The organism is Georgenia sp. Z1491 (genome assembly GCF_057652395.1).
This window is the reverse complement of the sequence record NZ_CM172729.1, coordinates 2,514,596-2,536,474: the sequence shown is the minus strand read 5'-3', so window position 1 is coordinate 2,536,474 and position 21,879 is coordinate 2,514,596. Positions and strand designations below refer to the sequence as shown.

General features: G+C 67.9%; 20 protein-coding genes and 1 pseudogene. 16 read left to right on the top strand and 5 right to left on the bottom strand.

The window, feature by feature from the left end:
* The first annotated feature begins 24 nt into the window (after nucleotides 1–24).
* The 13 genes and pseudogenes from AC24HA_RS11685 to AC24HA_RS11625 all read left to right on the top strand — a co-directional run.
* A complete protein-coding gene (locus AC24HA_RS11685; RefSeq protein WP_487563505.1) occupies nucleotides 25–1,053 on the top strand; it encodes an ABC transporter substrate-binding protein in 1,029 nt (342 codons plus the stop codon).
* 188 nt (nucleotides 1,054–1,241) lie between these two features.
* Nucleotides 1,242–2,591 carry an amidase gene (locus tag AC24HA_RS11680; RefSeq protein WP_487563632.1) on the top strand — a complete coding sequence of 450 codons (1,350 nt, stop codon included), beginning with the start codon at nucleotides 1,242–1,244 and terminating at the stop codon, nucleotides 2,589–2,591.
* Nucleotides 2,592–3,331: 740 nt separating this feature from the next.
* Complete coding sequence (locus AC24HA_RS11675) at nucleotides 3,332–4,402, top strand: ABC transporter substrate-binding protein (RefSeq protein WP_425709727.1); 1,071 nt, start codon at nucleotides 3,332–3,334, stop codon at nucleotides 4,400–4,402.
* Nucleotides 4,399–5,244, top strand: coding sequence for an ABC transporter ATP-binding protein (locus AC24HA_RS11670; RefSeq protein WP_425709726.1), 846 nt, complete (start codon nucleotides 4,399–4,401; stop codon nucleotides 5,242–5,244). Before AC24HA_RS11675 ends, AC24HA_RS11670 begins: the two co-directional genes overlap by 4 nt.
* Nucleotides 5,241–6,131 (top strand): ABC transporter permease, encoded by an 891-nt coding sequence (locus AC24HA_RS11665; protein WP_425709725.1) that lies wholly within the window; start codon nucleotides 5,241–5,243, stop codon nucleotides 6,129–6,131. Before AC24HA_RS11670 ends, AC24HA_RS11665 begins: the two co-directional genes overlap by 4 nt.
* A complete protein-coding gene (locus tag AC24HA_RS11660) occupies nucleotides 6,128–7,042 on the top strand; it encodes an amidohydrolase family protein (protein WP_425709724.1) in 915 nt (304 codons plus the stop codon). Before AC24HA_RS11665 ends, AC24HA_RS11660 begins: the two co-directional genes overlap by 4 nt.
* Nucleotides 7,043–7,060: 18 nt before the next feature.
* Entirely contained in the window at nucleotides 7,061–7,555 is a 495-nt protein-coding gene (locus AC24HA_RS11655; RefSeq protein WP_425709723.1) for a (2Fe-2S)-binding protein, read from the top strand.
* Nucleotides 7,552–10,953: a molybdopterin cofactor-binding domain-containing protein gene (locus AC24HA_RS11650; protein WP_425709722.1), complete on the top strand. Its 3,402-nt coding sequence runs from the start codon at nucleotides 7,552–7,554 to the stop codon at nucleotides 10,951–10,953. Before AC24HA_RS11655 ends, AC24HA_RS11650 begins: the two co-directional genes overlap by 4 nt.
* A 37-nt stretch (nucleotides 10,954–10,990) precedes the next feature.
* Nucleotides 10,991–12,556: an aldehyde dehydrogenase family protein gene (locus AC24HA_RS11645; protein ID WP_425709721.1), complete on the top strand. Its 1,566-nt coding sequence runs from the start codon at nucleotides 10,991–10,993 to the stop codon at nucleotides 12,554–12,556.
* Between the two features lie 43 nt (nucleotides 12,557–12,599).
* Nucleotides 12,600–14,369, top strand: a complete 1,770-nt coding sequence (locus AC24HA_RS11640) for a thiamine pyrophosphate-requiring protein (protein WP_425709720.1) — start codon at nucleotides 12,600–12,602, stop codon at nucleotides 14,367–14,369.
* Between the two features lie 100 nt (nucleotides 14,370–14,469).
* Complete coding sequence (locus AC24HA_RS11635) at nucleotides 14,470–14,601, top strand: hypothetical protein (protein ID WP_425709732.1); 132 nt, start codon at nucleotides 14,470–14,472, stop codon at nucleotides 14,599–14,601.
* Complete coding sequence (locus tag AC24HA_RS11630) at nucleotides 14,571–14,723, top strand: XdhC family protein (protein ID WP_425709719.1); 153 nt, start codon at nucleotides 14,571–14,573, stop codon at nucleotides 14,721–14,723. Before AC24HA_RS11635 ends, AC24HA_RS11630 begins: the two co-directional genes overlap by 31 nt.
* Nucleotides 14,708–15,273 (top strand): annotated as a pseudogene (locus AC24HA_RS11625) (XdhC family protein); the annotation flags it as partial. The gene AC24HA_RS11630 and the pseudogene AC24HA_RS11625, both read left to right, overlap by 16 nt.
* 40 nt (nucleotides 15,274–15,313) lie before the next feature.
* On the opposite strand, the gene AC24HA_RS11620 reads toward AC24HA_RS11625, so the two are convergent.
* A complete protein-coding gene (locus AC24HA_RS11620) occupies nucleotides 15,314–15,877 on the bottom strand; it encodes a VOC family protein (RefSeq protein ID WP_425709716.1) in 564 nt (187 codons plus the stop codon).
* Nucleotides 15,874–16,635 carry an SDR family NAD(P)-dependent oxidoreductase gene (locus tag AC24HA_RS11615; RefSeq protein ID WP_425709715.1) on the bottom strand — a complete coding sequence of 254 codons (762 nt, stop codon included), beginning with the start codon at nucleotides 16,633–16,635 and terminating at the stop codon, nucleotides 15,874–15,876. Before AC24HA_RS11615 ends, AC24HA_RS11620 begins: the two co-directional genes overlap by 4 nt.
* Nucleotides 16,636–16,683: 48 nt before the next feature.
* Here AC24HA_RS11615 and AC24HA_RS11610 point away from each other — a divergent pair, with 48 nt between their 5' ends.
* The 3 genes from AC24HA_RS11610 (at nucleotide 16,684) to AC24HA_RS11600 (ending at nucleotide 19,355) form a co-directional block, all read left to right on the top strand.
* The gene (locus tag AC24HA_RS11610; RefSeq protein ID WP_425709714.1) at nucleotides 16,684–17,616 is read left to right on the top strand and encodes a quinone oxidoreductase family protein; all 933 of its coding nucleotides are present in this window, start codon (nucleotides 16,684–16,686) and stop codon (nucleotides 17,614–17,616) included.
* A gap of 53 nt (nucleotides 17,617–17,669) precedes the next feature.
* Nucleotides 17,670–18,413, top strand: coding sequence for an SDR family oxidoreductase (locus AC24HA_RS11605; protein ID WP_425709713.1), 744 nt, complete (start codon nucleotides 17,670–17,672; stop codon nucleotides 18,411–18,413).
* A 138-nt stretch (nucleotides 18,414–18,551) separates the two neighbouring features.
* Nucleotides 18,552–19,355: a GntR family transcriptional regulator gene (locus AC24HA_RS11600; protein ID WP_425709712.1), complete on the top strand. Its 804-nt coding sequence runs from the start codon at nucleotides 18,552–18,554 to the stop codon at nucleotides 19,353–19,355.
* A 21-nt stretch (nucleotides 19,356–19,376) separates the two neighbouring features.
* Here AC24HA_RS11600 and AC24HA_RS11595 read toward each other — a convergent pair whose 3' ends face one another.
* The 3 genes from AC24HA_RS11595 to AC24HA_RS11585 form a co-directional block, all read right to left on the bottom strand.
* A complete protein-coding gene (locus AC24HA_RS11595; protein ID WP_425709711.1) occupies nucleotides 19,377–20,009 on the bottom strand; it encodes a carboxymuconolactone decarboxylase family protein in 633 nt (210 codons plus the stop codon).
* Nucleotides 20,006–20,917, bottom strand: coding sequence for a VOC family protein (locus AC24HA_RS11590; RefSeq protein WP_425709710.1), 912 nt, complete (start codon nucleotides 20,915–20,917; stop codon nucleotides 20,006–20,008). Before AC24HA_RS11590 ends, AC24HA_RS11595 begins: the two co-directional genes overlap by 4 nt.
* 316 nt (nucleotides 20,918–21,233) lie before the next feature.
* A complete protein-coding gene (locus AC24HA_RS11585) occupies nucleotides 21,234–21,836 on the bottom strand; it encodes a hypothetical protein (protein ID WP_425709709.1) in 603 nt (200 codons plus the stop codon).
* Nucleotides 21,837–21,879 lie beyond the last annotated feature (43 nt).

Here is a 21,879-nt window from a genome sequence, read left to right as displayed (position 1 = left end):
TCTACCAAGTCCATTGGAGAACTGATGAACTCTGCTGCCCATGCGCCGCTTTCCATGCGTAAAGCTTGGTTTCGTTCTGGTATCGCAGTATGTTCCGTAGCTGCACTATTTTCCGCTTGCGGTGGCGCATCGGAGAACGCCGCAGGTGGTGATGACGGTTCTGTGTTACTGGATTTCCAGCTCAATTTCCTCCCCGGAGGCACAACGCTTGGATACTTTGTTGCGGATTACCAGGGATTCTACGAGGATGAGGGGCTGGATGTCACTATTCGATCATCCACCGACCCGACAGTTTCGGTAAGGCTCATTGGCAGCGGTGAACGAAGCATCGGTGCCGTCTATACTGCAGATATGGTAAATGCGGCGAACTCGGGCAGTCCGTTAACTATTGTCCGATCGAATCAATCCAATAATCCTTTCGGCCTTCTCGCATTGGCGGAATCTGAAATAGAAGTGCCAGAGGACTTGAACGGCAGGCAGGTCGGAGTGACCGACCTGGTCGTCGACCAGGCTTACTTTGGTGCGATGCTGGCGACCGCCGAGCTGACCGAGCAGGACATGACGGTGGTGAATCCCGGATTCGGCGGGGTCCAGCAACTGCTCCAAGGGAACCTTGACGCGACCAGTGAGCTCGCTCATTACGGCCCAGTGATCATGGAGCAGCAGAATAGGGAATACAACTTTATCCCGTATGCGGACTTCGGCGCTCCGGATGTTCCCTTCAGTGCTGTTGCGGTGAACCCCGACTGGCTGGCCGAGGATGGTAATGGGGAGATTGTTGAGAGTTTCTTGAGAGCGCTCGACAGGGGGGAGCAGTGGGCCGCTGAGAATCTCGAGGACGCCACAGATCTTTTCATGGCTGAGTTCCCTGACTCCGACAGGCAGACAGTGATGGATCAATTCGAAGCGACCTATGAACCAGGTTTTGACGGGGAAAGCGATGCCCAGGTCTACCAGGAACTCGCTGACTTTCTCGAGGAACGGGGCGTCGTCGAACAAGGTGTCGATGTCACTGAGTTCGTAACTAACGACTACTTGCCTGCCAGCAACTGAATCAGCGGGCGTCGCGATGCCGACGGGAGCACATTAATGTGCAGTCGTGAGAAGAGTTTGTCGGAACAAGTTTGCGGTAGGGAAGGTAGCCTGTGTCATTGTTGAGCCGGGAGGGTAATCGCTGTAAGATCAACGCGACGGTCCCCGCTAGTGATCTGGTAAGGCGGTCGGCGCGTGAACTAGTCACGATGATGCGTAGGGGCGAGGTTTCTCCTGTGGAGGTCACTGAGGCGTTTTTGGCGCGTGCGCATCACGTGGCCGGATCAGTAAACCCGTTCAGCTTCATTCTTGACGAGGAGGCTCGTTCTGCGGCACTCAGGGCCGAACGGAAACTGCGTAGCGAGCCGGATAAGTGTAGGGCACTGGAGGGCCTGCCACTCGCGGTCAAGGAATTGACACCCGTCAAGGGACAACCACACACCCTAGGATCCAGAGCGTTCCAGGACCAGGTCGCAAGCGTGACCGATCCAGCCGTAGCACGACTACTTGACGCTGGCGGGATAGTGCATTCCCGGACGAATACTCCAGAGTTTGGTTGCGCCTCTGTCACGGACAACCTTCTGTTCGGTGAGACTCTCAATCCCTGGGATGAGGCGTACAGCCCAGCCGGTTCCTCTGGTGGTGCGGCGGCTGCTCTCGCCACGCACGCGACGGCTCTCGCTCAAGGGTCGGACTCGGCCGGCTCGTTACGGCTGCCTGCCGCTGCCTGTGGGATCGTCGGGATGAAGCCGTCCTATGGCGTGATACCGAGGTGGGCTCCAGGTCATCTGGAGACTTGCAGCCACAACGGGCCAATGGCCCGAGACGTCGGGGATCTTCGGTTGATGTTCGACGTGATGGCTGGCCTCGACCACGCGCAACTCGCTGGAGTCAGCCCGGTGGACGGCGGCGCGCAGGTCGATCTGTCCGAGGCGCGAATCGGACTGATCGATTCCATGCTCGAACTCGATGTGGATGCCGACGTAATGGCGAACCTGCACGCCGCTGGTCTACACTTGGAGCAGGAAGGCGCTCGGGTTGACCTAGTGAACTTTCCATGGCCCTGGTCGCGGCTGTTTGACCTGGTCAAGATGGTTTTCGCCCAGTATTATGCGCCCATGGTCCGGTCCGCTCTCGATACCGGGTCCACGTTGACAGATTATGCTCGCGAGTTTTCTGTGAGCATGATGGAACTTACTGATGACTATCGGATCAATCTGAGGGCACGGCAAGAGACGTCAGAGTTGCATCGTGCCTTCGGTGCCTTGTTTGGCGCATACGATTACCTACTATTGCCCACGCTCGCCGCGCCCGCGTACCCAGCGGGGGACCATTTCATCGAGCGCGGTCCGATCGTCAATGGCCGCGAGCAAGCCGACCGCTGGATCGTTGCCTTTACGATCGCGTTCAATCTCACAAGTGCGTGTCCGGTTGTCTCGATCCCAACTGGGCTCAGCAGGAATGGCGTTCCCACAGCAGCACAAATCGTAGCTCGACCATATCACGACTATTCTGTCATCTCTGTGGCTGGACAGCTTGAAGATATCCTCGACGGCTAATAGGGAAACCTTCTTCTTTCTGACACTACCAGCCGCCGTCATGTTTCGCGTCAATGGTCAGTGCCCGGATCTCATTGTCCACGAAGCGCGGGACTTTACCGCAATCGTAATGGGTCGGTTCGCATCCGGTGCGGTCGCGGCACCGATCACGAGGCGTTCCCACAGGCGGGTCAGCGTCCGAGGCCTGTCGGTTCGTCAAGATTGTCGGCGACGTGGTCGACCCTTGATGGACGAAGAGCCGCCGTGTCTCCGTGACGAATCCGCCCTGCGTCGAGTCGATGGCGTGTTCGAAGCAGGGCTCGGCGGGCTGGCTGCGCTTGGGTCCCGAACATCAGGCGACGACGGAGCTGTTGCGCCGGCGCAGTGCGAGCTGCACGGCCGTGACGCGAGTGCCGAGGTGCCGCCCCGGTCGATGCCCCCGGCCCCAGTTCGGCCTGCTTGAACTGGTTGAGCCCAGAGAGCCGACCGAATGAAGGATCGAGGTCAAGAATGCTCGCCCACGGCGCGCGGCGGTTCGCATGTGGCATTTGTTGGACAACGGACATAGTATGCTGGTCCAGCGGCACACAGCGCAGTGAGTTGAACCGCCACCGGCCTCTCGTCGGTGGCTACCGAGAAGTCTCCGCCCTCGGGGGAGGCGCAGATCAGACCGATCAGCAGTGGAGCAGAACGCAGGTCCGGCGCAGCGGAGCGTCGAGGTCCACCGAGCACGTTCACTCGTACACGAACAGGAGAGATCGATGACGCGACTTCGTAGGAGCTCCCGTCGCCAACTGATGGCCACGCTCGCTGCCGGCGCCCTGGTGGTGGCCGCGTGCAGCGGCGAGTCCGACGCCTCGGACGGCGACAGCGCCTCCGGCGGCGGAGGCGGCGGTACCGAGCTGACGGTCATGGTCCCGTTCCCCAGCGGGCTGAGCTTCTACCCGCTGTTCGTCGCCGACGCGCGGGGGTACCTCGACGGCATCGACATCCAGGTCGAGTCCGCCGAGGGGTCCGCCGCCGCGCTGCAGCAGGTGCTCACGGGCCAGGCTGACATCTGCATGTGCAGCCCTGGCCCTCTGCTTCGGTCGGTCGAGCAGGGCGAGGAGTTCAGGTCGACCTATCTGCTCTACCAGAGCGGCGTCTTCGATCTCGTCACGCAGGCGGGGTCCGAGGTGACCGACGTGGGAGGGCTGCGCGACAGCGTCATCGGCATCGACGCGCGCCAGGGCGGCACGGAGTCGTGGCTCGTACCGCTCCTCGAGGAGCAGGGCCTCGTGCTCGACGAGGACTACCGGCTGACGGCGGTGGGTTCGGGAGCGACACCTGTCGCCGCCTTCGAGCGCGGTGAGATCGATGCGTACGCCGCGGCGTACATCGACGTCGCGATCATGGAGCTTCGTGGCTTCGAGACCGCGTCGATCGAGGTGCCCGGGGCGGAGGCGTACTTCGACACCAGCCTCTGGATGACGGCGGACTTCATCGAGGAGAACCCCGAGATCGTCGAGACGATCGGTCGCGGCACCGCGATGGCGACCGTGTGGGGCATGGACCCCGACAACTACGAGGAGGTCCTCGACATCACGGGGGAGGTCTACCCGGAGGAGGTATCGGACCGCGAGTTCGCCCTCGAGCTGTTGGAGGACACCAACGAGCTGTTCGTGCTGCCCGAGAGTGCGGACGGCCAGTGGGGCTTCCACGACCCGGACCGGGTCGCGGGACTCATAGGCGGGCTCGTCGGTCAGGGCTACCTCGAGGAGGAGGTCGACTCCGGCGTGTTCGTCAACGACTACCTGGACGCCTACAACGACTTCGAGGAGGACGACCTGTGACCGTAGTGACAGATGTCGGCACCAACCACCACGAGCGCACCACGAACGGCCCGTCGGTCGAGATCCGCGGCTTGTCGAAGGTCTTCTCGACCAAGGGCCCCGACGTCGTCGCACTCGACGACATCGACCTGTCGGTGCGGCCCGGCGAGTTCGTCTGTCTCATCGGGCCGTCGGGCTGCGGGAAGTCCACGCTGCTCTCCTCGGTGGCGGGACTCCTCCAGCCGACGAGCGGCACCATCGAGATCGACGGCCGCCAGGTCACCGGCCCCCCGAGCGAGGTGGGCGTCATGTTCCAGACGCCCGTGCTGCTGGACTGGCGCACGATCAGGGACAACGTCGTGCTGCCGATCGAGGCCAGGAGCGGCCGTCGGGCCGCCAAGGCGGCCCACGCACGGGCGGAGGAACTTCTGCAGCGCGTCGGGCTCGGTGGCTTCGAGGAGCGCTACCCGCACGAGCTCTCCGGCGGCATGCAGCAGCGCGCCGCGATCTGCCGGATGCTCATCGGCGACCCCGACGTCCTGCTTCTCGACGAGCCGTTCGGTGCGCTCGACGAGCTGACGCGCGAGCGCCTCAACCTCGAGCTCGCGGGCATCGTCGGCGACAGCGACATCAGCAACGACAAGGCCGCCATCCTCGTGACCCACAACATCACTGAGGGTGTCTTCCTGTCGGACCGCGTGGTCGTCATGAGCGCCCGACCCGGCCGGATCGTCGAGATCGTCGACGTGCCGCTCCCGCGGCCACGCAGCCTCGATCTGGTCACCAGCCACGAGTTCACCGAGCTCGTGGCCAGGGTCCGCCGGCTCCTGGAGATCGGACACGGATCGGAGGACGAGCGATGACCACCACGACAACCGAGACGAGCAGCTCGACGACGAGCGCGAGCCGCGTGCGCACGAGGACCCGACCGCCTGGCCGGTCCGGCTGGGGAAAGCGGCCGTCGATCTGGACCCGCGTCCCGCAACTGGTGTCGGTGACGGGCTTCGTCGTCGTCCTGTTCGCGCTCTGGTACCTCGTCACGCGCACCGGACTGGTTTCGGAGTTCGTCCTCCCCAACCCGCTGGACGTCATCGGCGTGCTCGGAGAGATGGGGAGGGACATCGCGAGCGGTGGCTTCCTCGCTCAGGCGCTGTGGATCACGATCCTGTCCTCGTTGCTCGCGTTCGCCGTCTCCGCCGTACTGGGAATCGGCTTCGGCGTCCTCGTCGCGGAGTCCGACTTCGGCCGGGTCGTGCTGATGCCGTTGCTGGTTGCCGTCAACGCGGCGCCGAAGATCGTGTTCGCCCCGGTCTTCATCGCTGCCCTCGGGTTCGGCATTAACTCGAAGATCGCGCTGGGTGCCTTCATCGCCTTCTTTCCGCTGCTCGTCGACACCGTCGCCGGTCTCGCGAGCGTCGACCGGGACAAGCAGACCCTGTTCAGGTCACTGCGGATGTCCTCGACGTCGACCTTCTTCAAGCTCAAGCTGCCATCGTCCCTACCGTTCATCTTTGCCGGCCTGAAGACGGCCTCGGTGCTCTCCGTCATCGGTGTCGTCGTCGGTGAGTTCATCGGTGGCGGCGAGGGCTTGGGGCAGCAGACGAAGATCGCGGGCGACATGCTCGCGACCGACCGCGTCTACGCCTACGGCATCGCGCTGGCGGTGTTCGGCTACCTGTTCTACGCGCTCGTGGTGTTCGCGGAGCGCAAGATCGTGTTCTGGCAGTCGCCGCACGGGGACGACAAGTGATCGTCGACAGCCACAGCCACCTCTTCCCGCCGGAGTGGGAGAGCTCGGGCCGGCTGCCGCGGGATATGTTCGACGTCGACGGCCTGCTGGAGCGGCAGACCGAGCACGGGATCGACCTCTCGGTCATTTCCGACCCGCACATCTGGTACGGCGAGCGGGACCTGGGTGATATCGCCGACGCGCGGCACTACAACGACTTCGCGGCGGAGCTCGTCCGGTCGCACCCGGCGCGAATCGCGGCACTGGCGAGCGTGACCCCGTGGCGCGGACAGGAGCACGTGGCAGAGGCGGAGCGCGCTGTGCGCGAGCTCGGCCTGTCCGGCCTCGCCGTCGCGACCAGCGACCGGAACGCCTACCTCGACGATCTCCCGGTGGAGTTCTGGGAGCTCGTCGAAGGTCTGGACGTCCCGGTGTTCGTCCACCCCGGAGGAACCGTCCTCGGTCAGGACCGGATGGACGGCTACCGACTGGGCGAGCTCTGCGGCCGTCCGCTCGACATGACGTTCACGCTGTCACGGCTCGTCCTCACGGGCGTATTGGAACGGCACCCGGGGATCCGATTCCTCTGTGCCCACGCCGGCGGTGCGATCTGCACCATCGCTGACCGCCTCGATTTCGGCCACGAGCTGCGCGACTACGCGCCGCTGGGGCCGTGGGGCGACGTCAGGCTCGAGCGCCCGCCGTCGGAGCATGTCCGGACGCTGTACCTCGATACTGTGACGTTCGGCGTCGGCCCGCTACGGCTCGCGCTCGACACGGTCGGTGCTGACCGGATCGTGTTCGGGACGGACGGACCGCCATTGCCGTTCCCGCCGGGTCGGCACATCGGGCACGTCGACGAGCTCGAGATCGACGACACGGTGCGGACCGCAATCCTGGGCGGCAATGCCAGGGAGCTGTTCTCGCTCTGACGGAAGGGTGTGCACGACATGAGAATCAACGGCGCGATCGAGATCGACGAGACCCGGCTCGCTCCGGGCCTCCGACTGCTCGACCTCCTGAGGGAGCAGCTCGGCCTTACAGGGACGAAGGAGGGCTGCGGCCGCGGGGAGTGCGGCGCATGCACCGTTCTCGTCGACGGACGACCGGTCAACTCCTGCATCCTTCTCGCGCGAAGGGTGAGGGGGGAGGTAGAGACCGTCGAGGGGCTCGCCGACGAGAGCTCGGTACTCCGGACGTGCTTTGCGCGGAGGGCAGCCTTCCAGTGCGGGTTCTGCACGCCGGGTCAGATCGTCACCGGGACCGCTCTGCTCCGGGAGGGGCTGCCGGCCGACTCCCATGAGCTCCGCCACCGTATGTCCGGCAACATCTGCCGCTGCACCGGGTACGAGGGAATCATCGGCGCACTCCGCGACGCGGAGAACGGAGCCGGCGCCGACGAGTCGGTCCCGCACGCGGACCGCACCTGGAGGGAGGACCGATGAGCATCGGGACGAGGCGGGCGGGTTCGCTCGCGACCGGCGTCCCCAACGTCGAGTGGCAGGCGAAGACGTCGGGACAGGCGATCTATGCCGACGACGTGCGCCTGGAGGGCACGCTCTTCGCCGCCGTGCTGCGCAGCCCCCACCCGCACGCCCGGATCCTCGATATCGACGTGAGCCGCGTGCTTCGGGCGCCCGGGGTCGTGGACGTCCTGCTTCCCGGTGATCTGCCTGACCGCAAGTACATCCATCACGGCCCGCCCCTGTCGGACCGGCACGTCCTCGCCCCGGGCGTCACGCGCTACGTCGGTGAGGAGATCGCGGCCGTCGCCGCGAGGACGGCCGACGAGGCACGGGCGGCGCTCGACCTCTTTCGTGTGAGTTACAAACACCTGCGAGCCGCCACCGACCTCGACTCGGCCAGGGCGAGGAACGCTCCACAGATCCACGAGCACGCCGACGGCAACGTCGCGCTCGCCTTCCGCCAGGAGCTCGGGACCCCGGTGCCCCCGGCGCCCGACAACGTCTCCGTTTCGGGGCACTACGTCTTCCCGCGGCAGAACCACGCGAACATGGAGACGAACAGCATCGTCGCCTCGTGGGACTCGACGGCCGAGCAGCTGGAGGTCTGGGTCTCGTCCCAGGCGCCGTACTTCGTCAAGAAGGAGCTCGTGCACGTGCTCGGTCTGCGCCCGGATCAGGTGGTCGTCCACCAGGTCGCCGTCGGCGGTGGCTTCGGCTCGAAGTCGAAGATCTCCGAGTACGAGGCGATCGCCGCCGGACTGTCGATGAAGACCGGCTCCCCAGTGCGACTCGCCCTCAGCAGGGACGAAGAGTTCCGGACCACCAAGAGCCGACACCTGTTCGAGATCGACATGACGACGACGGTGACCGCGGACGGCAAACTCACGCACCGGGAGGCCGACTTCGTCGTCGAGAACGGGGCGTTCAACCACTCCGGCCCGAGCGTCATGGGCGCCGGGACGGGCATCGTCGGCTCGCTGTACCGCATCCCGCGGATCGACCTCGGGGCGAGCCTTGTGTACACGAACCGCCACCCCGGCGGGCAGTTCCGGGGCTACGGGAACCCCCAGGCCACGTTCGCCATCGAGTCGCAGATGGACGAGCTCGCCGAGAAGCTGGGGATGGACCCGATCGACTTCCGCCTGCGGAACGTCAACCAGGCCGGCGATACGACCCTGGTGGGGTACCAGCTGGGATCTGTGGCGCTGCGCGAATGCCTGGAGACCGCGCGAGAGGCGATCGGCTGGGACGAGAAGCGACGCTCGGGCGGGGACGGGCGCGGCGTCGGTGTCGCCTGCGCGATCCAGGTCTCCGGGGCGTACGTGTACCCGCACGCGAACACGAGCAGTGCCACCGTCGAGATCGACATGGACGGTCGGGTCAGCCTTGCCTTCGGCGGCGCCGACGCCGGCACCGGCCAGCGCACGTTGCTCAGCCAGATCGTCGCCGACGAGCTGTGCGTGCCCATCGAGCAGGTCCAGGTCCTCATGATGGACACCGACCGCACCCCGGTCGACCTCGGGGCGTGGTCCAGCCGAGGCACGTACATGAGCGGGCACGCCGTCTCGACGACGGCGCGCGGTGCCGTCCGCGCCCTCTGCGACCGCGCCGCGACCCTGTGGTCGGCCCCCCGTGATCTGGTGCAGTTCGACGACGGACTCATCGTCGGGCCGGGCCGGACCACGACGATCACTGACCTGCTGCGAGCGACCGAACGGCTCGGAACGTTGTCGGTCACAGAGGAGTACGTCGCTGACGTCGAGGAGATGGACTGGCACACCGGAACCGGCAACATCTCGGGCGCCTACTCATTCGCGGCGCAGGCGGTCGAGGTGGACGTCGACCGGGACACCGGCAAGGTCCGCGTGGTCGACATGGTGTCGGTCCACGACTCCGGGACCATCCTCAACCCGCTCCTCGCGGAGTCCCAGGTGGTCGGGGGCGTCGTCATGGGTATCGGCGCCGCACTCGGTGAGGAGCTGATCTACGAGGGAGGCCGCATGGCCAACGGGCAGTACCTCAACTACCCCCTCCCGCGTTCCGCAGACGTCCCGCCGATCGGCGTGCACTTCGTCGGTGAGGGCGACAACAAGGCGCCGTACGGTGCCAAGGGCATCGGCGAGATCGTGCTCGTACCGACGACAGCCGCCGTCGGCAATGCGATCGCGCACGCGACCGGCGCGCGTATCCGGTCTGCGCCTTTCACCCCCGACAAGGTCCTTCGGGCCTGGCGGTCCACCGACCGGCCCAGGCGCAGCTACCACCTGTGGCGGCGGCCGGACCGCTGGCAGATCGCCGCGATGCGGGCCGCGTACCCCTACGGCGTCCACAAGCTGCTGCACCGGTGGGGCACGAAACTTGCCCGGCCCGTCGAGCCCGTCGGTGCCGAGGAGGTCGTGGCGCCCGCCGACGAGTCGGCTGCCGTCGCGGCCCTCGCGCAGAAGGGGAGCCGTCCAATCGGCGGAGGCACGGACCTGGTCCCGGGGCAGCGTCAGGGCGTGCAGTCCATGGGCACCCTCGTGGACCTCACGCTCATCCCGACGCTCGGTCGCGTGCGCGACACGCCGGACGGGGGCGTGAGCATCGGTGGCACCGTCCCGCTGTCCCGGCTCGTGGACGCCGAGGGGACGGGGTGGGACGGCGTCCTCGCCGAGACCGTGCGGCGGATCGCGTCACCCCAGATTCGGAACATGGCGACCGTGGCGGGCAATCTCTGCCAGGAGAAGCGGTGCTGGTTCTACCGCAGCGGCTTCATGTGCTACAAGCGCGGAGGCGCTGCCTGCCCGTGCTACGCCGTCCAGGGCGACCACCGCTTCTACCACGCAGCGGTCGGCGCCCACCGTTGCCAGGCCGTCACACCGTCGGACCTCGCCACGACCTTCACGGCGCTGGATGCCGAGGTCGTCCTCGTATGCGCCGGCTCTCGACGCACCATGCCGGTCGCGGACTTCTACAGCGGTCCGGGGGAGACGCGGCTCGCGAACGGCGAGGCCGTTGCGGAGGTCGTCGTGCCCGCGGCCGCGCGCAGACGGGTGAGCGTCTACGAGAAGCTCGACCTCTATACAGGCGACTTCGCCATCGCCTCGGTCTGCGTCTCGTGCGAGCTGTCCAGCTCCGGCGCGATCACCGATGCGAGGGTGGTGGTCGGGTCGATCTCGCCGACCCCTCTCCGCCTGCCGGACGTCGAGGCGCGGATCCTCGACGCAGGGCTGGCCGCGGGGGACGACGTCGAGCAGATCTCAACGTCCTGGCTGGCGAGAGGACACCCGCTGCCGGGCAACGAGTGGAAGCTCGACGCCGCGGCCGGTCTGCTCCGGCGAGCGCTCGGACGCATCTCCGCGCGCCTCGTGCCCGCAGGCACGGCGGACCCGAGATAGCACACGCGTGAACCCGACGATCGGAGATCGCACGACCATGGCTACCAGTGACACGTACGCCCGCACCCGCCGAAACTCGCTGACCGAGAGTCTGCTCGGCATCCTCGGCCCGATGCCCAAGCAGTCGTCGGGACGGCCCGCCACGGACGGCGAGGGACGCCTCCTCGTCGACGGTGAGCTTGTGGAGTCCTCGTCGGGCGAGAGGTTCGAGAACGTGAATCCGGCGACCGGAGAGGTGGTCGGTCAGGTCGCCGACGGCAGCGTGGCGGATCTCGAGCGTGCGACTGAGGCGGCGCGCCGGATCGTCGACACGCACTCGTGGAGTGCCGACGGCCCCTTCCGTCGGCACTGCCTGGAGCAGCTCGCCGACGCGATGGACCGGCACATCGTCACACTGCGCGAGGCCCTCGTCACCGAGCTGGGCTCGCCCGTCCGCCTGGCTGCGGGAGTCCAGGTCGACCCCGTACCGGACAAGATCCGGCACATCGCCCGGCTCGCCGAGAGCGTCACGGACACCACCGAGATGCCGGACGACGCTCGCGGACCGGTCGTCCAGGGCAGGCGCATCGAGCGCGAACCCTTGGGGGTCGTCGGAGCGATCACGCCGTGGAACATACCGCTCGACATCGCCATGGCGAAGGTCGCCGGGGCACTTGCGGCCGGCAACGCCGTCGTGCTCAAGCCCGCCCCCGACACCCCCTGGGTCCCCGCGCTCGTCGGGAGGCTCGCGGCGGAGGAGACGGACCTGCCGGCCGGCGTGCTCAACATCGTCAACTCCTCGGACCACTCGCTGGGTGCCCGGCTGACGGCCGACCCGCGCGTCGATGCCATCAGCTTCACGGGATCGACAGCCACCGGCCGCAAGGTCATGGCCGCGGCCGCCGGCGAGGTCAAGAAGGTGCACCTCGAACTGGGCGGCAAGAACCCGAGCATCGTACTCGACGACGCCGACCTCGAACAGGTCGTCCCGCTCGCCGCGGCCCTCGGCTGCTTCAACACGGGTCAGAGCTGCATCCTGCCCAGCCGCCTCCTCGTACCCGCCGCGCGGCTGTCCGAGTGCGTCGAGCTCGCCGCCCTGGGGATGGAGTCGGTCACCGTGGGCGATCCGTGGGACGGGGGCACCTTCATGGGACCGCTCGTCAGTGCCCTCCACCGCGACCGCGTGCTTGCCGCCGTGTCCGAAGGCCTGACGGAGGGCGGACGCGCCGTCGTCGGCGGCTCGGAACCGGGAGTCGGCCCTGGTTACTTCGTACGACCCACACTTGTCGCGGACGCTCCGGAGCACGGCTCGCTCGTGCAGGAGGAGGTGTTCGGGCCGGTCGTCGCTCTGCAGCCCTACGAGGACCTGGACGACGCGGTGCGGCTCGCGAACGGAACGCGCTACGGCCTGGCCGCCTACGTCTGGAGCTCGGACGAGCAACGTGCGGGCGCCGTCGCGTCCCGGATCCGGGCCGGGATGGTGGGGATCAACGGGGGGCTCTCGACGGCGGCCGACATGCCGTTCGGCGGAGTGCGGCACAGCGGAGTCGGACGTGAGTGGGGGACTGCCGGCGTGGAGGAGTTCCTCGAGCTCAAGTCGATCGCAGTGACCCGCTTCGTCTGACCGGCCCCATCACATCCGACCACACTCGAACAAGGAGCAGCACATGACCGTCGAGGCGACGCAGGTGGAGGCGCGCCCTCGCGAGGACGAGATCCTCGAGGCATGCAACGGTGCGGAGGCCTTGCTGCGGCTGATGGCGGCGCAGGGGGTCGACTGGATCTTCGTCAATCCCGGGACCGACACCGCGCCCGTCCAGGAGGCTGCCGTCGCGCTCCGCGAGCGCGGCATACCCGCACCCCGCATCCAGCTGTGCCCGGACGAGCGCGTGGCGCTCGCGGCGGCGCAGGGCTACTGGCTGCGGACAGGGCGCCCGCAGGTCGTGCTCGTGCACGTCGACGTCGGCACGCAGAGCCTGGGAGCGATGCTCCACAACGCGCAGCGGGGCAACAGCGGCGTCGTCATCATGGCAGGGACGTCGCCGCGGACACTCGAGGGCGAGCTTCCCGGGGGCCGGTCGATCCCTGTTCACTGGCAGCAGGACCAGATCGACCAGGCGGGCATCGTCCGCGGCTACGTCAAGTGGGCCGACGAGCTGACCATGCCCGAGGTGCTCCCGAGCCTGGTCCCGCGGGCGTTCCAGGTTGCGCGGAGCGAACCGGCCGGCCCGGTGTACATGACCGTCGCTCGAGAGGTTCTCATGGCGCCAATCGAAAGCGTGCGTGTGGTTCCGCCCGAGCGGCTTCGCGCGCCCGTCCCTCCGGCCGCCTGCGGGGACGCGATCGCCACGACGGCGCGGTGGCTCGCAGAGGCCGAACGGCCGGTGATCGTCACCGGGCGGCTCGGCCGCAGGACCGGTGCCGCCGAGGCGGTCGCGCGACTGGTCTCGCTCACCGGGACGCCGCTGATCGACGCGCGCGAGTACGTCAACCTGCCCTCGAGCGACGACCACTACGTCGAGGACGACGAGACCTCGACCGAGCTGTTACGGTCCGCGGACCTCGTTCTCCTCGTCGACGTCGAGGTCCCGTGGGTCCCGACGATCCGCCAGCCGCCGCAGGATGCGCGAGTCGTCCAGATCGACCTCGACCCTGTCAAGGCCTCGATGGTCAGCTACGGGTTCCGGGTCGACCTGCCGATCCAGGCCGACAGCTCGCGCGCCCTCTGGCAGCTCCTCGAGGCGGTCGACGAGGTGGCGGCGGACGACAGCCGCGTGTGCTGGCGCGAGCGCGGCGAGGCTCTGACCGCCATGAAGCGGGACCGGGTGGCACGCCGGGCGGAGCTGGTCGCCGGCGAGCAGTCCGCTCGGCCGATCACGCCCGTGGTCCTTGCGAACGCCATCAACGAGGTCCTCGATCCGGAGGTTGTCGTGCTCGAGGAGGTCACGACGAACGACGCCGTGGTCCGCGAGCACGTGTCGAGGGAGCGCCTGCACACCATCTATGCGATCGGCGCCGCCGGCCTCGGATGGGCGCTGGGTGCCGCCATGGGCGTCAAGCTCGCGGAGCCCGAGCGGGAGGTCGTCGCGCTGTGCGGTGACGGCTCCTTCGTCTTCAGCTCGCCGGTCGCGGCACTGTGGACTGCGCGGGACACTGGTAGTCCCTTCCTCACGGTCATCTTCAACAATCACGGATATCGTGCGGCGAAGCTGCCTGTCACCGGACTGTTCCCGGGGGGTGCCTCGGTGGGGCACCAGGACTTCAGCGGCACAGTGATCGCGGGTCCGCCGGACTACGCCGCGATCGCACGCGCCTGCGGCGCCCATGGTGAGAAGGTCGACGACCCGACCCGGCTCAGGGCCGCCCTCCTGGACGCGATCGGGGAGGTCCGCGCCGGCCGGTGCGCGGTGGTCGACGTCTCCATCGTCACCATCTGACACGACGCGGATCCGGTGGCCACGCCTCGCTCGGCGGTCGGTGATCGTCACCCCGCCGACCGTGCCCGCGGGGTCGGCCCTGATGGGAAGGAGCTGAGGGATGAGGGACATGCTCAAGGTGATCCGGGGCTGGACGGAACCGTTCGCGGTCGCCACCGTGGTCGAGGCCTGGAAGTCCTCACCCGACGGCCCGGTGCGTCGATGGCGTTCGATACGTCGGGCCGGGTGGTAGGCAGCGTCTCAGGAGGCTGTGTCGAAGGTGACCTCTACCTCCGCTGTCAGGAGGCGCACGGCGAGGGGCACACGGGCGAAGTGACCGTCTTCGCCGACTCTACGCACCGCCACCCCGGATGATCGTCTTCGGAGCGACCGACTGTGCCGGCGCGCTCGTGCGTCTGGGGAAGTTCCTTGGGTACCACGTGACGGTGTGCGACGCCCGGCCCGTGTGCGCCACCCGTATACGCTTTCCCGACGCCAACGATATCGCCTTCGAGCGGCCGCACGAATGTCTGGCGCCTCGACCGACATCGACGCGAGGACCGTCCTGTGCGTGCTGACGCACGACCCGACGTTCGACATTCCGCTCGTCGCAGAGGCGCTGGCCACGGACGCCGCGTACATGGGCGTCATCGGCAGTCGCCGCACGCATGTCGACCGGAACGAACGGCTGCGGGCGATGGGCGTCTCCGAAACCGACCTGCGGACGCTGCGTTCACCGGTCGGGCTGGATCTCGGCGGACGGACCTCCGAGGAGAGAGTCCTCTCGATCGGGGCCGCTATCATCGCTGAGCGCTGGGGCGGTAGCGGCGCACCGCTGTCGGGTCTCAACGGGTCGATCCATGGGTCGGCGGCATCATTGATGGGTCGGGATCAGTGCGAGTTGGCCGTGCACAGTCCGTCCTGACGACCCGCGGGGCGCACGCGAAGACGAGTGCACACGGTCGTCATCGTGACTCGGCCGCCCTGGTTCTGGGTTCCAGGCGCGGCAGGTTGCGCGGATCGTGCAGCTCTGCGCCGCCGCCCCGCTGCCACTTCTTGCCCCCGGGGTAGGAGACGAGCTCGAACACCTGTCCCCATGGTGAGCGGAGGAAGACGAACCGTGCGTCCGGGCCCGACTCGGGTCCGGGCAGCGGCATCGGCTCGCCGAGCACATCGACGTCGAGGGCCAGGGCTGCCGTTACGGCGATATCGAGGTCGTCGACGTAGAGCGCGACGTGGTGGGCGCCGACGTCGTCAGGACGCAGTGGAGTGCGCCGTGCGGACGGTGACGAGATCTCGAGCAGCTCGATGTTCGTCGGGCCGAGTCGGAGCATCGCGATCTTGATGACGTGGCTGTCTGCCGGACGGCCGAACTGGCGCTCAGCACTCTCGGACTGAGGATGGGGGCCGTGCCGGAACAGTTCGATCGCGCCGAGGATGTCGCACCAGAACGTGGCTGCCTGATCGATGTCGGGGACGGTGAATCCGATGTGGTCCACCCCGCGCAGTCCCGACGGAGACAGGCTCACAGCCACACCCGCCCGCCGTTGATCCCGAGCACGACCCCGGTGACGTGACCGGAGCGTCGCGAGACGAGGAAGTCGAGGCTGCTCGTGAGGTCGTCCGCGGTGGCGATCAACTTGATGGACTGTCGCTCGCGGTAGCGCTCGAGTCGGGCAGAGCCCTGGCGTCCCTCGACATCGGGCGTGAGGACGATGCCCGGTGCAAGGCAGTTGACCGTCACGCCGTCGGGGCCGAGCTCGGTCGCCAGCGCGCGCGTGAGGCCGACGATGGCCGCCTTCGCGGCCGCGTACGCGACCATCGATCGGCTCTCGGCGTCCCACACCACGCTCGAGCTCATGTTGACGATGCGGCCGGCACCGTCGGCACGGAGGTCGGGCAGCAGTGCGTGGCTGAGCAGTACAGCGGACTCGACGTTGACCGCCATCACCTGGCGCCAGCCCTCGAGCGTCTCCTCGGCGAACGCCCGGTAGGGGGACAGGCCCACGTTGTTGACGAGCACGCGGGGCGACCCGAGCTCGGTGCGAACCCGGGTCACGAACTTGGCGATCACCTGCGGGTCGGTCGCATCGCCGACGTGGCAAAGCAGTCTTCCGACCGTGGAGTCATCTGCGCCTCTCGGGTCCTCCGGAGAATCGGCGACGTCGAGGATGGCCACGTCATGCCCGGAGCGCAGGAGCGACCGCACGAACGCACGGCCGAGGCCGGCGGCACCACCGCTGACGACCGCGACACCGCCGTCAGCATGTGCAGAATTGTATGACATAGTACGCAGTGTAAGCCAAAGCAGGGCTTGTGAGAATCGGAGGGTGCGGTGCTGGCGCTGAGGAGAAAGGCCGCGGGAGAGGCCGAGGTCGCGGAAGTCGAAGAGCCGACGCCGGGCGATGGCGAGGTTCTCGTCGAGCTCAGGTACGCGTCGGTCAACCCGTTCGACCTTCAGGTGCTGCGCGGCGAGATCGGTAACCCGAATCGCGTGCTTACCCTCGGCGCCGAGGGGACCGGCTACGTCGACGGTGAGCCCGTCCAGGTCTCCGGTGCCGGCCTGGGTGCTGGTCGGGATGGCACCTTCGCCCCGTTCGTCGTCGCGCCTACCGCTGCGGTGCGTGCGCTCCCGACCGACGCGGACCTGGCGACGGTCGCCACCCTCGGTGTCGCGGGGCGCACCGCCTGGCGTGCCGTTCACCAGCTGGCGGAAGTCGGCCCGTCGGACGTCGTCCTCGTCCTGGGCGCGACGGGCGGGGTGGGGACGTACGCCGTCCAGCTCGCCCGACAGGTGGGCGCGCTGGTCCTCGCGCACACGGGGAACGCCGACAAGATCCCCTACCTCGAGGGTCTGGGCGCGGAGACCGTATTGGCGCGCGAGGGCTCCGAGCTAGCGTCTCTCCTGCGCGGGGCCGACGTCAGCGTGGTGCTCGACCCCCTCGGTGGCGACTATGTCGCCGAGCTTGCGGCTGTCATCGCTCCGCGTGCGCGAATCGTCACGTACGGCATCCTCGCCGGCGAGCACAGCAGATGGAATCTCGGCGCCCTCTACCGGAAGGGGCTCAGAGTGTTCGGCACGAGCGGCAGCACCACCACTGCCGAGGAGTCCGCGCAGTCGCTCAAGGGCGCTTGGGATGCGGTCCTCGATGGCGTGATCTCGCTCGACCTGCGAACCCTGCCGCTGAGCGGGAGCGCACAGGCGTTCGACCTGCTGTCCGAACGCCGTGTGACCGGCAAGCTGCTGATCGAGATGCCGGTCGCGTAAGCGCGGTTCTGTAGGAGTGGACGAATGTTGTCGCGAAGGCGGGTGCTACACGGATGACCGGACGCAATGTCCTTGTCACGGGCGGTGCGTCGGGCATCGGCGCCGCGGTCGTCGATCGGTTCCTCGCGCTCGGGGACCGGGTGACGATTCTTGACCGCACCCAGGGCTCGACCGACGCGGTGGAGGCGGTGACGGGGGACGTCCGGTCCGCGGCCGACAATCTCGCGGCCGTGGTGGCGGCGGCGCCGGACGGGAGGCTCGACGTGCTCGTGGCCAACGCCGGTGTTCATGACGGGGGACGGCGGCTGACGGACGGCTCCATCGACGAGTTCGATCGGTGGTTCCGTGCTGTGCTCGAGGTCAACGTCATCGGGTATGCATTGGCACTCAAGGCGGCGAGCGGGCCACTCGTGGCCGCGCGTGGAGCGGCTGTCCTTACGCTCTCCGACGCCGCGTTCGACGTGCGCGGAAACGGCTCGGGCCTGGCGTACCCGACCTCCAAGCACGCTCTGCTCGGACTGTGCCGGGCGGCCGCGCGCGACCTGGCGCCTCACGCGCGGGTCAACGCCGTTGCGCCCGGCGGGGTGCCGACCCGACTGTCCGACGGTGCGGGGGAGGCGAGCAGACCGCTGATCGACGACGCGGGGGCGCTCGAGCAACGTCTGCGAGAACGCACGCTCATGGCACGCGGCACCACGCTCGAGGAGATAGCGGACGCGTACGTCTATCTCGCCTCCGCCTCAGCCGGGTCCATCACCGGCCAGGTGCTCCGGGTTGACGGCGGGCTCATTCCGTGACCGTTACGATGCCATGCATCCCGTGATGACCGTTCGTGCGGTCCGGTCGGTACGCCCCGTTCCGTGCGGGACGACGGCGGCCGCTCGCCGGACGACGCGGTCCAAGGGGCAGAACCAACGTGGCATGGAGGTCTTCAGGTGAACAGCTCGAGTGCGACGGCCGGCGCCGGGACCGAGCTGCCGGCGGCACTTCCGCGGGTGGGGCGCGGTTCTCTCTCCGACGAGGTCTCGCGGACCCTGCTTACCGCGATCCTCGACCGCACGTTCCCCAACGACCGATTGCCGAGCGAGCCGGAGCTCGCGCTGCAGCTCGGAGTCAGTCGCACCACCGTGCGCGGCGCGCTCCACTCGCTCGAGCTGCTCGGCGTCATAGGTCGCACACCGGGACGCGGGACGACGCTTCGGCCGCACGTCGGTCGGGACTGCATCACACTCAATCGCCTCATCGGCTTCAAGGGTCTGCTGGAGTCGCGGCACGACGACGTCCGGGTCGAGCAGACCTATGCGCTCGTCGACAAGGGAAGCGACGACGCCACTGCTGCGCTCGGGCTCGGCGACGATGCGGCGGTCGTCCTCAACGAGAAGACGATCTTCGCGGCGGGGCGCCCTGCGGTACTCCTTCTCCAGGAGGTGCCGGCGAGTCACGTGGCACCAGCGACGCTCGAGGCGATCGGTGAGGGGCGCTGGCCCGACCAGGCCGAGACTATCTTCGACTTCAGTCAGCACTGGCCCGGTCGCACCATCGACCATTCGGTCGTCGAGCTCGTGCCCCAGGTCGCACCGCCGGCCAAGCACGCGGCGCGTGCGCTGCCCGTCCGGCCCGGGCAGCCGTACCTGGCGCTGCACGAGGTCCACTACAGCGACACCAACGAGAAGGTGGCTTTCACCCGTGAGGTCATCGACGACGACCTGCTGCGGCTCAAGCTCGTCCGTCTCCGATAGGGCGACGAGACGAGCCCGTGGTCAGTCCTGCTGGAAGGTAGACAGCTCGCCCTCCGGCAGCGGTGTCCGCCAGACCGTCAGCGACAGTGACAGCGTGTCGTAGTAGCCGACGAGAGTGACGAGTTCTGCGAGCCGTTGGAGTCCGAGCGTCTCGCGTGCCTCGGCATGCCGCTCGTCAGACAGGTCGCGCTCACGTGCGAGCTCGCCGACGACGTCATGCGCGAGTCGCTCCGCGACCGACAGAGTGTCCACCGCGTGGCCGTCGGCGATCCCCGCGATCTCCTCGTGGGTGAGGCCGGCCGCATGCCCCACTCGCTCGTGTGCGTACCACTCGAAGTCGCTGCGGCGCAGAGCCGCGAGCGCGAGGATGGCGACCTCGCGCTCGCGGTTCGACAGCGACGTGCGGTAGCGGATCGCGGCGCCGAGCTCCTGCAGGACCGATCCGAGCCTGGGAGCAACCAGCATCGCATTGAACGGGCCCTCCAGCCGACCGTCGTCGTTCGTCAGCCGAAAGGCCGAGGTCGATGCTCGCGGTCCGCCGACGATGGACTCGTAGACCCCGATCTGTTCATCGTCGAGCTCCGCGCGAGAGTACCACGGGATCCGTCCGTGCTGGACGCCCCGTTCGCCGTCCACGATCCTGCCCGGGCTCACGATCGCCCGTCCCGCACGGGTGAGCCGGCGACGAGCGCCTCCGGTCGCTTCTGTTGCCACGCGTCGAAAGGGAAGCTCGTGCGCGAGACTCTCGGCGGCGCGGCTGGGTCGATCCGCGCCATGTCGGTGTTGACCTCGCACCGGTTGCCGAACGGGTCCTTGAAGTAGAGGAAGACGTTGTTGCCCGCGATGTGACGACCGAACGAGGCGTCGAGCGGGATGCCGCGCGCCCCGAGCGCGTCGGCGACCCGCACCATGTCCTGCACGGACGGCACCGCGAAACAGAAGTGGTGGAGCTCGGGCGTCTCGGACTCGGAATAGAGGAACGCAAGGTCGTGATGGAGCTCTCCTGCCCGGATCCATGTGTTGCGCCATGGCTGCCCCTCGCCGGGTTGCCATGAGTCGGAGATCCTCCAGTCGAGGGTGTCCACCAGGAACTCGACGACCGGCCGGATGCTCGAGGTGAGCAGCGTGATGTGCTCGAGGGGGATGGGACCCGTGACACGGTGATGGGCGGCCGGCGCGTCCGTGTTCGGTACGAAGGTGCGCGGGTTCGCGGCGAGCACCAGCTCCATCACGTGGCCGGACGGCAGCGAGAGGATGATCCCGTCGTCGAGGCCCGGATCGTTGATGGCTCCGCTGTCCTGGTACGTGACGCCGGCGGCCGACAGGCGGGTGCGCGCCTCCTCGAGCGCCTCCGCGCTGCGCACGCCGAACGCGAAGTGGTCGAGCCGGTTCGCGCCCTCGGTGAGGTGGACGTCGAACGTCGGCGACTTGCCCGTGGCGAGGTAGACCCCGTTCTCGTTGCGCGCGATCTCGACGAGCCCGAAGAGGCTCTCGTAGAACTCGACCGCCACCTCCAGATCCGGCACGCGGAGGCTGATGTGCTCGATCTTGCTGATGATCACGGGACCACTCCTTCTTGTCACTGCGCCTCGACCTCATCGTCGATCGAACATAGTATGACATAGGACAGACAAACGCCTGGCGCACGATCTCGCTGCGTGGCGCCGCTCCGGTCGTGCCTGCATCGATGCGGTTCGTGCGACAGATGTGACGGGTGCGGGTCGATTGTGTTGCACATCGTGTCGACGGCGGAGTAAAACTCATCCGATTGATGTTGGCCTTCATCCCATCACAGTGGTTCGGCCGCTGGCGCTCTCTCAGTCGGACCTCGCCGCACACCGGCCCTTAAGACGACGCGGCTGTCACGGGAGCCCGCCGTCAGCGGCTGCCCGGCCCCCGGACCCACGCCTCGGCGTGCGTGGCGACGTCCTTGCTCGAGCCGACGAGTGCCGCCTCGAGGTCGGCGACCCGGTAGCTCATCGCCCCGGACCAGTCGGAGACGACGACCCGGCCGTCCGCGACCCAGAACGTGTACGTCGGCTGCCCGTCGATGGAGAGCGCGTAGGGGGTCGCCGTGATCGGTGTGCCGTCCAGGTCGTCGACCTCGGCCTCCGGGCCCCGCTCGACCGCGGCGGGCACGGTGCCCAGCGTGGACTCGTCGAGCCGGTCCCACCGCACGGTGTCCTCGCCGGAGGCGACGAGCTCCTCGACCACGAGGATGTCGGCGTAGCTGGGGATCGAGCCGGGAGCGACCTCGCGCGCGCCGAGCGTGGCGATCGTGCCGCCGACGTGGTCGGCCATCTCCAGCGAGGTCCACTCGCTCGGCCTGCCCGGGTGGACGACCCGGATGGCGACGCGGTACAGCGCGTCGCGGGGCTCGACGAAGCAGGTGAGGAACCGGGTGCCGCTGGCTGAGTCGGCTCGCAGGAGCACGCCCGCGCTGCCGTCGGCGCCGCGGAACGCCTCGTGCTCGATCGTCATGCTGGGAAGGTTATCGGGCGTCGGCGGGGGCCACCGACGGCGC

Excerpts from the sequence above, each read along its gene's own strand:
- AC24HA_RS11685 (WP_487563505.1), top strand. The coding sequence starts at position 25 with ATGAACTCTGCTGCCCATGCGCCGCTTTCCATGCGTAAAGCTTGGTTT.
- AC24HA_RS11680 (WP_487563632.1), top strand. The coding sequence starts at position 1,242 with ATGATGCGTAGGGGCGAGGTTTCTCCTGTGGAGGTCACTGAGGCGTTT.
- AC24HA_RS11675 (WP_425709727.1), top strand. The coding sequence starts at position 3,332 with ATGACGCGACTTCGTAGGAGCTCCCGTCGCCAACTGATGGCCACGCTC.
- AC24HA_RS11665 (WP_425709725.1), top strand. The coding sequence starts at position 5,241 with ATGACCACCACGACAACCGAGACGAGCAGCTCGACGACGAGCGCGAGC.
- AC24HA_RS11655 (WP_425709723.1), top strand. The coding sequence starts at position 7,061 with ATGAGAATCAACGGCGCGATCGAGATCGACGAGACCCGGCTCGCTCCG.
- AC24HA_RS11650 (WP_425709722.1), top strand. The coding sequence starts at position 7,552 with ATGAGCATCGGGACGAGGCGGGCGGGTTCGCTCGCGACCGGCGTCCCC.
- AC24HA_RS11645 (WP_425709721.1), top strand. The coding sequence starts at position 10,991 with ATGGCTACCAGTGACACGTACGCCCGCACCCGCCGAAACTCGCTGACC.
- AC24HA_RS11640 (WP_425709720.1), top strand. The coding sequence starts at position 12,600 with ATGACCGTCGAGGCGACGCAGGTGGAGGCGCGCCCTCGCGAGGACGAG.
- AC24HA_RS11635 (WP_425709732.1), top strand. The coding sequence starts at position 14,470 with ATGAGGGACATGCTCAAGGTGATCCGGGGCTGGACGGAACCGTTCGCG.
- AC24HA_RS11630 (WP_425709719.1), top strand. The coding sequence starts at position 14,571 with ATGGCGTTCGATACGTCGGGCCGGGTGGTAGGCAGCGTCTCAGGAGGC.
- AC24HA_RS11615 (WP_425709715.1), bottom strand. The coding sequence starts at position 16,635 with ATGTCATACAATTCTGCACATGCTGACGGCGGTGTCGCGGTCGTCAGC.
- AC24HA_RS11605 (WP_425709713.1), top strand. The coding sequence starts at position 17,670 with ATGACCGGACGCAATGTCCTTGTCACGGGCGGTGCGTCGGGCATCGGC.
- AC24HA_RS11585 (WP_425709709.1), bottom strand. The coding sequence starts at position 21,836 with ATGACGATCGAGCACGAGGCGTTCCGCGGCGCCGACGGCAGCGCGGGC.